Origin of the sequence: Serratia sp. OS31, assembly GCF_014164835.1 — a bacterium.
In the GTDB taxonomy this organism is placed as follows: Bacteria; Pseudomonadota; Gammaproteobacteria; order Enterobacterales; family Enterobacteriaceae; genus Serratia; species Serratia liquefaciens_A.
In genome coordinates, this window is the sequence record NZ_JACJFQ010000017.1 from 103729 (window position 1) to 117066 (window position 13338).

Annotated in this window: 13 protein-coding genes; 6 read left to right on the plus strand and 7 right to left on the minus strand. The window is 54.7% G+C overall.

From position 1 onward, the window contains the following. Positions 1 to 120: 120 nt before the first annotated feature. Complete coding sequence (locus tag H5P17_RS15555; RefSeq protein ID WP_044550170.1) at positions 121 to 1491, minus strand: APC family permease; 1371 nt, start codon at positions 1489 to 1491, stop codon at positions 121 to 123. Between the two features lie 317 nt (positions 1492 to 1808). Continuing rightward, positions 1809 to 3227, minus strand: coding sequence for a glutamine synthetase family protein (locus H5P17_RS15560; RefSeq protein ID WP_182823860.1), 1419 nt, complete (start codon positions 3225 to 3227; stop codon positions 1809 to 1811). Positions 3228 to 3466: 239 nt separating this feature from the next. Here H5P17_RS15560 and puuD point away from each other — a divergent pair, with 239 nt between their 5' ends. The 4 genes from puuD to H5P17_RS15580 are packed head-to-tail and all read left to right on the plus strand — an operon-like array spanning position 3467 to position 7586. Continuing rightward, on the plus strand, positions 3467 to 4228 hold the full coding sequence (puuD, locus tag H5P17_RS15565; RefSeq protein ID WP_182823862.1) for a gamma-glutamyl-gamma-aminobutyrate hydrolase: 762 nt from the start codon (positions 3467 to 3469) through the stop codon (positions 4226 to 4228). Then, a complete protein-coding gene (gene puuR / locus H5P17_RS15570; protein ID WP_044550164.1) occupies positions 4225 to 4782 on the plus strand; it encodes an HTH-type transcriptional regulator PuuR in 558 nt (185 codons plus the stop codon). Before puuD ends, puuR begins: the two co-directional genes overlap by 4 nt. A gap of 15 nt (positions 4783 to 4797) precedes the next feature. Further along, on the plus strand, positions 4798 to 6294 hold the full coding sequence (gene puuC / locus H5P17_RS15575) for an aldehyde dehydrogenase PuuC (protein ID WP_182823864.1): 1497 nt from the start codon (positions 4798 to 4800) through the stop codon (positions 6292 to 6294). Between the two features lie 11 nt (positions 6295 to 6305). Further along, on the plus strand, positions 6306 to 7586 hold the full coding sequence (locus H5P17_RS15580; protein WP_182823866.1) for an FAD-binding oxidoreductase: 1281 nt from the start codon (positions 6306 to 6308) through the stop codon (positions 7584 to 7586). Positions 7587 to 7624: 38 nt separating this feature from the next. Here the strand turns inward: H5P17_RS15580 and H5P17_RS15585 are convergent, their stop codons facing one another. Together H5P17_RS15585 and H5P17_RS15590 are read right to left on the minus strand one after the other, a co-directional pair. Then, on the minus strand, positions 7625 to 8380 hold the full coding sequence (locus H5P17_RS15585) for an SDR family NAD(P)-dependent oxidoreductase (RefSeq protein ID WP_020826497.1): 756 nt from the start codon (positions 8378 to 8380) through the stop codon (positions 7625 to 7627). A 316-nt stretch (positions 8381 to 8696) separates the two neighbouring features. After that, a complete protein-coding gene (locus H5P17_RS15590) occupies positions 8697 to 9125 on the minus strand; it encodes a universal stress protein (protein WP_044550158.1) in 429 nt (142 codons plus the stop codon). A 267-nt stretch (positions 9126 to 9392) separates the two neighbouring features. Here H5P17_RS15590 and H5P17_RS15595 point away from each other — a divergent pair, with 267 nt between their 5' ends. After that, entirely contained in the window at positions 9393 to 10073 is a 681-nt protein-coding gene (locus tag H5P17_RS15595) for a hydrolase (RefSeq protein ID WP_044550156.1), read from the plus strand. A 398-nt stretch (positions 10074 to 10471) separates the two neighbouring features. Here H5P17_RS15595 and cspA read toward each other — a convergent pair whose 3' ends face one another. Next, a complete protein-coding gene (gene cspA / locus H5P17_RS15600; protein ID WP_020826494.1) occupies positions 10472 to 10684 on the minus strand; it encodes an RNA chaperone/antiterminator CspA in 213 nt (70 codons plus the stop codon). 492 nt (positions 10685 to 11176) lie between these two features. On the opposite strand from cspA, the gene H5P17_RS15605 reads away from it, so the two are divergent. After that, a complete protein-coding gene (locus H5P17_RS15605) occupies positions 11177 to 11575 on the plus strand; it encodes a hypothetical protein (RefSeq protein ID WP_182823868.1) in 399 nt (132 codons plus the stop codon). A gap of 13 nt (positions 11576 to 11588) precedes the next feature. Here H5P17_RS15605 and H5P17_RS15610 read toward each other — a convergent pair whose 3' ends face one another. Both H5P17_RS15610 and H5P17_RS15615 read right to left on the minus strand, forming a co-directional pair. Beyond that, positions 11589 to 12233, minus strand: coding sequence for a Qnr family pentapeptide repeat protein (locus H5P17_RS15610; RefSeq protein WP_044550154.1), 645 nt, complete (start codon positions 12231 to 12233; stop codon positions 11589 to 11591). A gap of 127 nt (positions 12234 to 12360) precedes the next feature. Beyond that, positions 12361 to 13104 carry a DUF3658 domain-containing protein gene (locus tag H5P17_RS15615; RefSeq protein WP_182823870.1) on the minus strand — a complete coding sequence of 248 codons (744 nt, stop codon included), beginning with the start codon at positions 13102 to 13104 and terminating at the stop codon, positions 12361 to 12363. Between the last annotated feature and the right edge of the window lie 234 nt (positions 13105 to 13338).

The following is a 13338-nucleotide window of genomic DNA, read 5'->3' on the forward strand; positions in this document are numbered from 1 at the left end:
GTTTCATGGTAGGGGTGCAGCATGCTGCGCCCTATAGCATAATCAATGGGTTGAATCGGGTCGAACATGTTCGACCCCTACCGATCTACCCTTGGCATTGGTTCATCAACAGCCTTAGCCTTATTGCTGGGGCTGCCGTTCAAACTGCGGCGGCGGTTGACGGAAACGCCGGGTGAGGTACACCAGGTAGGCAAAGCCCATCCCGGCCCAGATCAGCCCCATGGTCAGCGAGCTTTTTTCCAGGTTCAGCCACAGCACGCCAACCGTCAACGCCCCCACCAACGGCAGGAACAGGTAGTTGAAGCGGTCCTTCCAGCTTTTGTTGCGCCCTTCGCGGATATAGAAATGGCTGATCACCGACAGATTAACGAAGGTAAAGGCCACCAGGGCACCGAAGTTGATCAGCGCAGTGGCGGTGACCAGATCGAAAGACAGCGCGGACAGGGCCACCAGCCCCACCAGCAACACGTTCAATGACGGAGTACGCCATTTGGGATGGATGTAACCAAAATATTTTTCCGGAAACACGTTGTCGCGCCCCATCACATACAGCAGCCGTGAAACGCTGGCGTGCGAGGCCAGACCCGATGCCAGCGTATTGATAAAGGTAATGCACAGGAAAATCGACTGGAACAGCTTGCCGCCTACGTACAGCGCAATTTCCGGCAGCGCCGCGTCCGGCTGATGAAAGCGCTGGATGGAAGGGAAAAACAGCTGAATAAAGAAGGAGACGCTGATAAAGATGACCCCACCGTACAGCGCTGTCAGGAAGATAGCCTTTGGGATCACTCTGGCGGCATCGGGCGTTTCCTCACACAGGGTGGTAACCGCGTCGAAGCCGAGAAACGAAAAGCACAAAATGGTGGCACCGGTGATGATCGGCAGCAAATGCGCATTCTCATTGATGAAGGGTTGCAGACTCCACACTGTCCCCAGCCCTTCACCGTTGTGCAAACCGCGCACTACCAGGAAGATAAACACCACGATGATCGCTATTTGGGCCAGAACAAACAGGGTGTTGAAGTTAGCCACCAAATTGACGCTTTTCAGGTTGATGGCGGTAATGATAATCACAAAGCCTACCACCCACACCCACGGCGGCACCTCGGGAAACAGCGCGGTCAGATAAATCTTTGCCAACAGGGTGTTGATCATCGGCAGGAACAGATAGTCGAGCAGCGAGGACCACCCCACCAGAAAGCCGACGTGCGGGTTAATGGCCTTTTGCGCATAGGTATAGGCGGAACCGGCGGTCGGAAACTTGCGAACCAACTTGCCGTAGCTGATGGCGGTAAACAACACGCCGGCCAGCGCCAGCAAATAAGCGGCAGGAACGTGGCCGTCAGTCAGGCCGGAGACGATGCCGAAGGTGTCAAACACCGTCATGGGCGTCAGGTAGGCCAACCCCATCATCACCACTTGCCACAGTTTCAGGCTTTTACGCAGTTGCGGCTTGGCCGCCTCATTAACATCAATCGCATTAATCGCCATGGCGTTTCCCCCCTTTGTCCTCTGCTGGTAACCGTTTAACGTCATTCAGAGAGGCCGCGGGGAAACTGCTGCTCAGGCGGCGGAAGGGACGGTGCAAAGACAAAAAAACGCGGCCAGCGGAAGGCCCATATTTACTGCGGCACAGGCAAACGCCCGCGCAGGTTGATGGAACAGTTATGGCTGTCATGGTTCTTTCCTCGCCGGCGTCCTGTACGCCAAGTAGAAGAAATGCTTTACCGCAGCGCGCAGCTTCGCAGGCCACAGGATAGCCGGCGGAATGCGCCAGACGCGCGCGGTATCATCGAGGATGAGCGGGTTCAGGCGTTTTTCAGCATCCACTCGATTTCGGTATCGGTGATCAGGCGCTCAAACTGCACCAGCTCATCCGTTTTACAGGCCAGATAAACATGGCTGAACCTTTCACCCAGCAGCGCATTCAGCACCGGCTGATGCTCGAATTCGTACAGCGCATCGCTCTGGCGGATAGGGAATGGCAGTCCGTCCTGCTCCAGCCCGTTGCCGGTTACCGGCTCTTGCAGCGGCAGCGGTGTTTCCAGCCCGTAGACGATGCCCGCCAAAATGGTCGCCATCACCAGATAAGGGTTGGCATCGGCACCGGCCACGCGGTATTCCACGCGGTGGCTATCGCGATCGCCACAGGGAATGCGCAGCGCCACGGTACGATTGTTGTGACCCCAGGACGCCTGGGTCGGCACGTACATACCCGGCTGGAAGCGGCGGTAGGCATTGACGTTCGGTGCCAGCAGCGCAATAGAAGAAGGCATCAGGGCAATCATTCCCGCCAGTGCCTGCTTCAACAGCGCAGAATCCTCGCCGTCATCATCTGCCAGCACGTTGTTGCCCTGACGGTCCAGCATGCTGATATGCACGTGCATGCCACTGCCGGCGTGCTCTTCATACGGCTTGGCCATAAAGGTGGCCTGCATGTTGTGATTTTCTGCCACCATGCGGATCAGGCGTTTCAACGCCAGCGCATGGTCGCAGGCCTGCAGCACGTTGTCGGTATGGTGCAGATTGACTTCGAACTGACCGGGCGAGGCTTCGGCCACCGCACCGTCTGCCGGCAGCCCCTGCAGGCGTGCCAGTTCGTCGATCTCACTCAGCACGTCGGCAAAGTTGTTAAGGTTGTCTACCGAATAAACCTGGCTTTGGGTGTTACGCTCCTGCGTACCCGGCGCACACGGCGGCTGCAGATAACCTTCCGAATCACGCTGACGATCGATGAGATAGAACTCCAACTCTACCGCTACTACGGGGGATAGCCCGCGCTGACGCAAACGCTGCCACACTCGGTTCAGCACATTGCGCGGTTCAACGTCAAAGGGAGTACCATCTTCATCCAGCATGGTGAGCAGTACCTGGCCGATATATTGTGGATCCGCCGCCGACGGTGTCAGCGTGCCCAACACCGGTACGCAGATGTGGTCCGGCTCACCGAGCTCTTGCCCCAATCCGGCCTCTTCAACCACGTTGCCAAGAATATCCATCGCAAACACCGACGCCGGGAAGTAACAGCCCTTCTCCAGTTTGCTCAGCCCGCCAACCGGAATGCGTTTGCCGCGGAAGCTGCCATTAAGGTCGGTCAACAGAACGTCAACGTGCTGAGTTAATGGATAACGTTCCAGATACTTCTTCACTTCACGTTGGAACGCGCTACTTCGCTTTTCTTCGTGGTGCTGAACAAAGTTTTCCACTTCTACTATGTTGGTCTGCATGATTCACCCGCCATGTATGTTTTTGTCTGTGGTTCTCACACTTATTGCCGTCGATGTTTTTTGACCATCTTGCTCAATATAATGTCCACCAATGAAACATAGATGCAACAAAATTGTTTTGCAAGTGTTACTTTTAGTTTGAATATTGCCCATCCCACTGCTAGATTTATAAAATATTGAACGGAAAAGGCACTGGAGAAGCTTATCGTTCATAATTTCGAACATACCAAGGGGACAGCATGGGCAATATATTTAACAGACCAGTGGTCGGCGTAGTGATGTGCAGGTATAGGTTAAACGGGCACCTCACTCAGACCTTGCAAGAAAAGTACCTAAATGCCGTTATCGCTGCGGGCGGCCTGCCGATAGCCCTGCCACACGCGCTGGCAGAACCGAAACTGCTCGAGGAGTTACTGCCGCAACTCGACGGCATTCTGTTGCCAGGCAGCCCCAGCAACGTGCAGCCGCACCTTTATGGTGAAAACGGCGATGAGCCTGACGCCGATCCCGGGCGAGATGAATTGAGCCTGGCGCTGATCCGCCACTCGCTCGACAGGCGCATTCCCCTTTTCGCCATTTGCCGTGGCATGCAGGAAATGGTGGTCGCTACCCAGGGCGCCCTGCACCGCCGGCTGTATGAACTGCCCGAGCTGCTCGAACACCGTGAAGATCACGATCTGCCGCTCGAACAGCAATATGCCCCCGCCCACGAAGTCATCGTTCATGAAGGGGGCTTACTCTCGCAACTGATACCGGATTGCAACAGATTCTGGGTGAACTCATTGCATGGCCAGGGCGCGAAGACGCTGGGAGCCGGCGTACGTATCGAAGCCCACGCCGCCGACGGGTTGGTTGAAGCCATCAGCCTGCGCGATCAGCCCTTTGCGCTGGGCGTGCAATGGCACCCGGAATGGAACAGTGAGGAATACGCCCTGTCGCGCCTGCTGTTTGAAGGTTTCATTAGCGCCTGCCGGAACTATCAAAAGGAAAAACGCCCATGAGCGATGTCAGCTTGGCACCGGGAAAACGTCTGTCGCAAATCCGCCAGCAATTGGGATTGTCGCAGCGCCGCGCGGCCGAACTGTCTGGGTTAACTCACAGCGCCATCAGCACCATCGAACAGGACAAGGTCAGTCCGGCCATCAGCACCTTACAAAAGCTGCTGACGGTGTACGGGCTGTCCCTGTCGGCATTTTTCGCCGAACCGGAGAAACCGGCTGAGCCACGGATTGTTATCGACTACCAGGATCTGATCGAGATTGGCAGCCAGGGGGTTTCCATGAAACTGATCCACAACGGCGATCCTAATCGCACCCTGGCGATGATGATCGAAACCTATGAGCCGGGTACCACCACCGGCGAACGCATCAAGCATCAGGGGGAAGAGATCGGCACCCTGCTGGAAGGCGAAATCGTGCTGCAGGTCAACGGGCAGGCTTATCCCCTGCTGGCCGGCCAGAGCTACGCCATCAACACCGGCATTCCCCACAGTTTCAGCAACACGTCGGCGCGGATTTGCCGGATTATCAGCGCCCATACGCCGACGACATTCTGATTAACGGAGCAAGGTATGGACTTCCACCACCTGCAGTATTGGCAACACCGGGCGCAGGCCCTGAATATTGAGAACCGACTGTTTATCAATGGCCGCTATCAGCAGGCGGCCGAAGGCGAAACCTTTGCCGTGGAGGATCCTGCCGGTCAGCGAGAGCTGACCCAGGTGGCCCGGGGCAGCAGCGTAGATATTGATCTGGCGGTCAGCGCCGCCCGCGAGGTGTTTGAACGTGGTGACTGGTCGCGAGCGGCTCCGGCGCAGCGCAAGGCTACGCTGCTCAAGCTGGCGGCCTTGATGGAACAGCACCACGAAGAGCTGGCGCTGCTGGAAACGCTGGACACCGGCAAACCGATTCGCCACAGCCTGCGCGATGATGTGCCCGGCGCTATCCGCTGTCTGCGCTGGTATGCCGAAGCGATCGATAAGGTTTATGGTGAAATAGCCCCCACCGGCAGCGATGCGCTGGCGTTGATCGAACGCGAACCCATTGGCGTGGTCGGCGCCATAGTGCCGTGGAACTTCCCGTTATTGCTCGCCTGTTGGAAGCTCGGCCCGGCGCTGGCCACCGGCAACAGCGTGATCCTGAAACCCTCTGAGAAATCCCCGCTGAGCGCGATCTATCTGGGCCAACTGGCGCAACAGGCCGGGCTGCCTGACGGCGTGCTGAACATCGTTCCCGGTTTCGGTCAGGATGCGGGTAAGGCGCTGGCGCTGCACAACGACGTCGACGCACTGACCTTCACCGGCTCAACCCAGGTCGCCAAACAACTGATGATCTACGCCGGCCAGTCCAATATGAAGCGGGTCTGGCTGGAAGCCGGTGGCAAAAGCGCCAATATCATCTTTGCCGACTGCCCGGATCTGGATAAGGCCGCGCAAAGCGCCGCCGCCGGGATTTTTTATAACCAGGGGCAAGTGTGCATCGCCGGGACCCGGCTGTTGGTGGAAGAGAGCATACAGCAAGAATTTTTACAGGCGTTGCGCCGCCATGCAGCAGCCTTCGCGCCTGGCAATCCGCTCGATCCGGCAACGGTGATGGGCACATTGATCGACCAGGGCCACTGCGAAAAAGTGGCTGACTATATCGAACAGGGTTTGACTCAGGGCGCTGCGCTGTTCCTCGACGGTCGCGATCATCCGCAAGGCGGGCACGCCGGTTATCTCGGCCCAACCATTCTCACCCAGGTAGACAACGCCATGAGCGTAGCGCGCGACGAAATCTTCGGCCCGGTATTGGCGGTCACTTCGTTTAGCGGTGAGCAGCAGGCCATGCAGTTGGCGAACGACAGCGACTACGGCCTGGGGGCTGCGGTCTGGACGCGCGATCTGTCCCGTGCCCATCGTTTGGCACGTCAGTTAAAAGCCGGCACGGTGTTCGTCAATAACTACAACGACGGGGACATGACCGTTCCTTTCGGCGGCTACAAGCAAAGCGGCAACGGCCGCGACAAATCGCTGCACGCACTGGATAAATTCACCGAGCTGAAAACCACCTGGATTTCATTGGAATAAGGGCAGAGATCATGACTGAACACGTAAAAAGCTATTATGCGGCCTCGGCCAACAGCCACGCGCCCTACCCGCAGCTGAATGAATCCATTGAATGCGACGTCTGTATCGTCGGCGGCGGCTACACCGGTTTGTCATCGGCGCTGTTTCTGGTGGAGGCCGGTTACAACGTGGTGGTGCTGGAGTCTGCCCGCATCGGTTTCGGTGCCAGCGGACGTAACGGCGGACAATTGGTGAACTCCTACAGCCGCGATATCGACGTCATTGAACAACGTTATGGCGCCGAAAGCGCCCGCCTGCTCGGCAGCATGATGTTTGAAGGCGCAGAGGTCATTCGCAGCCGCATCCAAAGGTACGCCATCGAATGTGACTATCGCCCTGGCGGCATCTTCGCCGCGCTGAACAACCGGCAATATCATGCGTTGATCGAACAAAAGCAGCACTGGGAGCGCTACGGCAATACCCAGCTTGAATTACTGGACGCCAGCCGTATCCGCCAGGAGGTCGATAGCGAGCGCTACGTCGGCGCGCTGCTGGACCACAGCGGTGGTCATATTCATCCACTGAATCTGGCGCTCGGTGAAGCCGAAGCCATTCGCCTGCAGGGTGGACGGATCTTCGAACAGTCCGCGGTCACTAATATCCGTCATGGTGAACCGGCAATCGTCAGCACCGGCAACGGCCAGGTAACGGCGCGTTATGTGATTGTCGCCGGCAACGCTTATCTGGGCGATAAGCTGGAACCGCGGCTGGCGAAACGCAGCATGCCGTGCGGCACCCAGGTGGTGGCTACCGAACCGCTGGCGCCGGAAGTGGCGCGGTCGCTGATCCCGCAGAATTACTGCGTCGAAGACTGTAACTACCTGCTGGATTATTACCGTATCACCGGCGATAACCGTCTGCTGTACGGCGGCGGCGTAGTGTATGGCGCCCGCGATCCGGACGATATCGACAATCTGATCCGGCCAAAGCTGCTGAAAACCTTCCCGCAGCTCAAAGGCGTGCGTCTCGACTACCGCTGGACCGGTAATTTCCTGCTGACGCTGTCGCGCATGCCGCAGTTTGGCCGGCTGGAAAATAACGTTTATTACATGCAGGGCTACAGCGGCCACGGCGTGACCTGTACTCATTTGGCGGGCAAACTGATTGCCGAGCTGATGCGCGGCGATGCGGAAAGATTCGATGCCTTTGCCAAGCTGCCGCACCTGCCGTTCTTCGGCGGTCGCAACCTGCAAATTCCTTTCACCGCGATTGGTGCCGCTTACTACCAGCTGCGGGATCGGATTGGGGTGTAAGGCTATCGGGCCCAGCAAGCTGGGCCCGTAATCACTGTTTAAACGATCTTCGGCTGACCGTCTGAGGCGGTCGCCCCGCCGTCTACTGGGATGTTGGCGCCGTTGATAAAGCTGGCGTCGTCACTGGCCAGGAATGCCATTACTGCCGCCACCTCTTCAGGTTCTGCCGCACGGCCCAGCGCAATACGCTCATTGAACTTGTCGCGGATCTCCTGCGGCCAGCCGTTGGTCATGTTGGTTTTCACCAGGCTCGGACACACCGAGTTCACCCGCACACCGTCACCGCCATGATCCAGCGCCATGGCACGCGTCAGGTTAACCACCGCCCCTTTCGCCGCGCAGTAGTATGCCGCGCCCCAGTCACCACCCAGCCCGGAAACCGACGCGGTGTTAACGATGCAGCCCTTGGTTTTCAGCAGATACGGCATGGCGAATTTGGAACAGAACACCACGCCATCGATATCCACTCCGGCGATGCGTCGCCAGTCGGCAACGCTGGTTTCCAATACGCTGCCTGCCACGTGAACGCCGGCGTTGTTGAGCAGCACGTCGATGCGACCCAATTTTTCGGCCACCTCGTTCATCATTTTTTCAACCGCAACGTGGTCGGAAACGTCGATATGTACCGCCAGTGCCTTGCCTTTTGGCAGCGAGGCGGCAACTTTGTCCACCGCCTCCTTCGCCCAGTCAGCCAATACCACGGTAGCCCCCTCGGCAGAAAAACGACGCGCTGCCGCTTCCCCCATCCCATTGCCTGCACCGGTGATCACTACCACTTTATTGTCAAAACGCATGAGACCTCCTCCATGTGAATTTATTTCTATAAGTCATACAAATCCTGATGGCTCGAGGATAAGTCTCATGGCGGATGAGGGCCAGCCAAAACGTGCGGTTTATTAATCAAAAAGAGGTATCTACCGCAAATTCAATGCGCTAGCCCAGTCATTATCGGAATTAAGCCAAGCATCTGATGGGATTGATAAAATTTATCGGCGTGACTATCCTTGTCGCTTATTATCGCCCAACAATAAGTTCCGTAACGTCGCGATAGTGTGGCCGGCTGGCTCAAAAAATCATCGCCGCCACACTGAGGCGCGGCGATGGTGGGGTTTAGTGTTTATCGATCGGGATCACCAACAGATCGACATTAAGGTTGTTGATCGCCTGTCGGGCCGAAGAAACCAACCGGCTCCAGATATCGTGATGATGGCCGAAGATAATCAGGTCAATGCCTTTCTCTTTCGCCGCCCGGTTCAATTCTTCCGTCAGTTCGCCACGGCTGATAATCACCTCTTCAACCGGGTAAGACGACCGATCCTTGATCGCATTCAGCATGTTTTTGACCCGCTCAGAAAAAGTCCGGTCGGTGTAGTTATATTCACCCACGCCCAGTTCGGCGTAATAGCCGCCACGGTGGATATCGATATAAATCAGGGATAGCCTGGCATTCAGTGCGGCGGCTAATTTAGCGCCTTTGCCAAGCAAGAATTCAGCGTCTTCGCTGAGATCGGTTGCCACAACGATATGTTGATAAGCCATGATTACAGCCCTCCGCATTGCGCTGGTGAAAAAATGGCGCTCCCTGCCAGGGGCTTTCCGCATGTTTATTATGCTGTTTAAGTTTAGTTCAGCGCTGAAATTATCGCCTGCCCTGGCCCTTATTGTTCTTTTTATAGAACGATGCATCCTGAGTTGGCCCTCTAGCGGGATTTTCCTTTGGCCCTACACTGTTAACAAGCACTGAGATTAACCCTTGGTTAAGCAAAGTTAATTGTTGTCTAAGTCCCGTTCACAGAGGAAAGAAAGATGAGCTCTCCAGCAAACTTTAATGGCCAGCGTCCTGTTATTGATGCCAATGATGCGGTGATGTTGTTGATTGACCACCAGAGCGGCCTGTTCCAAACCGTCGGCGATATGCCAATGACTGAACTGCGCGCTCGTGCTGGCGCCCTGGCCAGTATCGCTACGCTAAGCAAATTGCCGGTCATCACCACGGCTTCCGTTCCGCAGGGCCCTAACGGCCCCCTGATCCCCGAAATCCACCAAAATGCACCGCACGCGCAATATGTGGCGCGTAAAGGCGAAATCAACGCCTGGGATAATCCGGATTTCGTTGCGGCCGTAAAAGCGACCGGGCGCAAAACCCTGATTATCGCGGGCACCATCACCAGCGTTTGCATGGCCTTCCCATCGATCAGCGCCGTGGCAGAAGGTTATAAGGTCTTTGCCGTTATCGACGCCTCCGGCACCTATTCGAAAATGGCACAGGAAATTACTATGGCGCGTGTGGTGCAGGCCGGTGTGGTACCGATCGATACCGCCGGCGTGGCCTCTGAACTGCAGGGAAGCTGGAACCGCGAGGATGCACAGCAATGGGCTGAGGTTTACACCAAAATCTTCCCGGCATATCAGTTGCTGATTGAAAGCTACGTTAAAGCCCAGGACGTGGTGAAGAATAACGAACTGCTGGATTCCCAGCGCGGATAACGGTCATGTCAGGCTGGCCTGCTTCATTCTGGGCCAGCCTGTTTACCGGTGCAGCAGGCATAAAAAAACCCCGGCTTTCGGCCAGGGTCATCAATGTTTGTCGGTGACTTTCCCGACCGTCATGTTATGGCGTAAGCGTCCATCGAACACTCCAACCTTACGCAGCCTAAGCACAACTTTTTCACAACAGAAAAAGAGACTGAATCGGCGTTATCAATATTTTCTGCCAATCTTTTTTTCTGTTGCCAATAACTTTCGTTATTGAAAAACGCTGCGGCTGATTATTTTTAGATAAACTCCGGGTAATCCCGGAGTTTATTCAGGCAATTATTTTATTTCTTATCTGCTCCGGCTTAAACCATCATCGCTATCGCAAGAAATAAAGCGCTACCTTGAAATTATAAAACGACTACGTTGCCTGCAGAAGGGCCTTTCATACCGTTTTCGACAGTGAACTCAACGCGCTGACCTTCATCAAGCGTTTTGAAATCATTGCTTTGGATAGCGGAGAAGTGTACGAACACGTCTTTGCTGCCGTCTTCCGGAGAGATAAAACCAAAACCTTTACCTGCATCAAACCATTTTACCAAACCAGTCATTTTATTAGACATAGATATTTCCTTTATATTTTTGAGACGCCATAAGGCGATAGAGGTCTGTTTTTATTGGAAACTTATTGGGCACTAGAGAAGGAAATTCGCGGGAGAAGAGCTATCTATGGGATATCACTAATACTGAGAACTGCTTTACTAAAACTGCTTTCATAAGGTCTGTACTACAAACCGATGACGCTATTTACACATAGCTAGATTATTTAAGCAAGGAATATTTTGTATTAAATCATTCAGCAATTTTTTATCAGCTGCCGATTGACTGAACACCGCGACGTGAGATCGGTTTTTGTGCCCTTTGTTTTGCTTTTTACTGCCATAAATAAACGGGTGTACAAGCACACTCTGCCAAGAAATGGTTATCACACTGATATGATTTGATAGGAGAATTTAACCGCTCAATAAACTCTCGACACCACCGTACAACAATTGCTAGGATCATTATTGTACTTTACTGATAATAGTTACCTGCACGATTGCCACAGGATGGTTATGATTCACAAAAAATCAATGACGTTGGCACTTTTTGCCCTCAGCCTGACCGGTTGTCAACCGACTCCTCCCAGCTACGTGCCAAAAGCTAACGCGTTACTGGAAAAGCAAATTACCACAATTGCAGGTGAAAGGGCGATGTGTCAATTTACCTACAAAAGCGGTTTTTGGTTTTCCGCGTGTACTTCTCGTGCTCCGCACGCCTCCCCTTTATTCGCGCTGTTTGAACCTGAGGGCGTAATGCAGGCCAGCGATAACCTGGCGATTTTTGTCACGCCGGTCAATAACGATGCCCGCTATTTTACCCGACAGTCTGAATTCACTATCCCGGCAACAACACGAAAAATCCCAGTCAATGCTGATGAAGTGATTAACTCACTTATGCCCATCATCCGCTAACTTGTCATTACTCTTAGCCGATAACCGCAATGCCCAGGCGATCCATTAGCTGGAACACCTGGTAGCTGTCCAGTTTTACCCCCTGCAGATCGGTTCCGCGCAGATCCAACTCACCCAGTTCAGAGTTGGTCAGATCGCAATGGGTAAAGTTGGCAGCACGCCAGTCGAAGGAGGAGAACTCGCCGCCGGACAGATCTGACCCGCTAAAGGTCGCGCCGAGGATTTGCGCACTGTTCCAGCGATTCTCCCACAGCTCACACTTTTCCAGCACCACTTTGGAAAAGTTGGCGTAACTCAGGTTGCTTTTGGTGATGTAAGCACTGCAAAACCAGGTGCGCGAGGTGATCATGTTCATAAAGCTGGCACCGCGGAAGTCTGCGCCCTGAGCCCGACACTCACGGATTTCAATACCCAGCGCGTTGGCGTTTCTGAAGTCCGCCATCGACAAGTCGCAACTTTTAAAGCTGGCGTCCTTGAGCAGTGCTCGGCTGAAATTACCGCCCTGCTGACTCTCGCGGTCGTAAAACTGGCAGTCGATAAATTCGGTGCCGGTCAGGTCGGCGCCCGAGAAGTCGCAGTGAATAAAGCTGCCATTTTCGACTTTCTCACCGGTGAACCGGTTACGAGCAATTTTTTCACCCTTCAAAGCCAGCGCCATCCCAACCCCCTGTTTATTTGTACAGTTAATGGCGCAGTATAATCCTATATCCGTCACAGATAAAACCGCTTTGCCGGGTTTTATCTGTCTCAGAGCACAAAAAAACAACCTGTGGGAGAGATAAGCGTTAAGCCTGTTTGACCTGGATCCGGTTCATGTTCTGCCCGGCGGTCTGTGCCTGCAGCACACCCTGCTCAATCAAGGCATACAGGCGGAAACTCAAAAAGGTATCCCCCACCGGATAAGGCGAACTCACCATAGCATCGCCAACCACCCGTGCCCCCTGGATGTAGTCGTTCGGGCAGGCGTCCAGCAGTGGGCGGTCGTAAAATTCCAGCGCCTGTCCTTGCAGCGCATTTTCCGCGAAAATCCGCACCGGTGAATTCTCGGCCAACAGGCGATGCCAATCGGCAATCAACGTCGCTTTCTCTTCCTGCGACAGTTCACGCCGCAAGATCCACAACGGCTCCAGCATTTCCACCGGGCAGCCGTTGGTGGCCACCCGGCCGGTGTGTTCAGTGACGTTCACCACGAAAACCCGACGTTCACCCAATAGCGGTAACAGAGCACGCAACATCAGTTGTTCATCGGGGTTAGCCGCCGCCCACACCGTCACCTGCCCGCTGACCGCCGCGAGCTGCGTTTTTAATGTTGCCATTCCTGTGCGTAGCGCTTCGGAAGTATCCCACTCAGGGGCATGAACAGAATGATGCAAATCGCGTAACCAGTGACATCTGGCCTGCAGGCCCTGATCGTCATCCAGTGCATACAACGGCCCAAACGACAGGCTATCGGCAAAATCCAATACGTCTTCTCCCGGGTAGGCCAACCGCACGCAGCCGCCCGACAGTGCGATATGCACATCCTTCATCAATGCTTCTCCTTCGCTATTGCTTAAGTCAATCCTGAACTGAATTTTGCCCCCTTTCCCCCTGCGTCACCAGGCAAATAATCTGATTTTTTCAGTTTAAGCGACATAAAAAAACCGCCCTTGTGAAGTGAACCCCGAAAGTTGGACACCCAACAAGTAGGGGTTTTACGCTTAAATGGGCAGAAAAAAGTACACAACAGAATTCATCCGCAAGGTTGTCCTCCACTACCTCAA

Coding starts and splice junctions, on each gene's coding strand:
- H5P17_RS15555 (WP_044550170.1), bottom strand. CDS start 1,491: ATGGCGATTAATGCGATTGATGTTAATGAGGCGGCCAAGCCGCAACTG.
- H5P17_RS15560 (WP_182823860.1), bottom strand. CDS start 3,227: ATGCAGACCAACATAGTAGAAGTGGAAAACTTTGTTCAGCACCACGAA.
- puuD (WP_182823862.1), top strand. CDS start 3,467: ATGGGCAATATATTTAACAGACCAGTGGTCGGCGTAGTGATGTGCAGG.
- puuR (WP_044550164.1), top strand. CDS start 4,225: ATGAGCGATGTCAGCTTGGCACCGGGAAAACGTCTGTCGCAAATCCGC.
- puuC (WP_182823864.1), top strand. CDS start 4,798: ATGGACTTCCACCACCTGCAGTATTGGCAACACCGGGCGCAGGCCCTG.
- H5P17_RS15580 (WP_182823866.1), top strand. CDS start 6,306: ATGACTGAACACGTAAAAAGCTATTATGCGGCCTCGGCCAACAGCCAC.
- H5P17_RS15585 (WP_020826497.1), bottom strand. CDS start 8,380: ATGCGTTTTGACAATAAAGTGGTAGTGATCACCGGTGCAGGCAATGGG.
- H5P17_RS15590 (WP_044550158.1), bottom strand. CDS start 9,125: ATGGCTTATCAACATATCGTTGTGGCAACCGATCTCAGCGAAGACGCT.
- H5P17_RS15595 (WP_044550156.1), top strand. CDS start 9,393: ATGAGCTCTCCAGCAAACTTTAATGGCCAGCGTCCTGTTATTGATGCC.
- cspA (WP_020826494.1), bottom strand. CDS start 10,684: ATGTCTAATAAAATGACTGGTTTGGTAAAATGGTTTGATGCAGGTAAA.
- H5P17_RS15605 (WP_182823868.1), top strand. CDS start 11,177: ATGATTCACAAAAAATCAATGACGTTGGCACTTTTTGCCCTCAGCCTG.
- H5P17_RS15610 (WP_044550154.1), bottom strand. CDS start 12,233: ATGGCGCTGGCTTTGAAGGGTGAAAAAATTGCTCGTAACCGGTTCACC.
- H5P17_RS15615 (WP_182823870.1), bottom strand. CDS start 13,104: ATGAAGGATGTGCATATCGCACTGTCGGGCGGCTGCGTGCGGTTGGCC.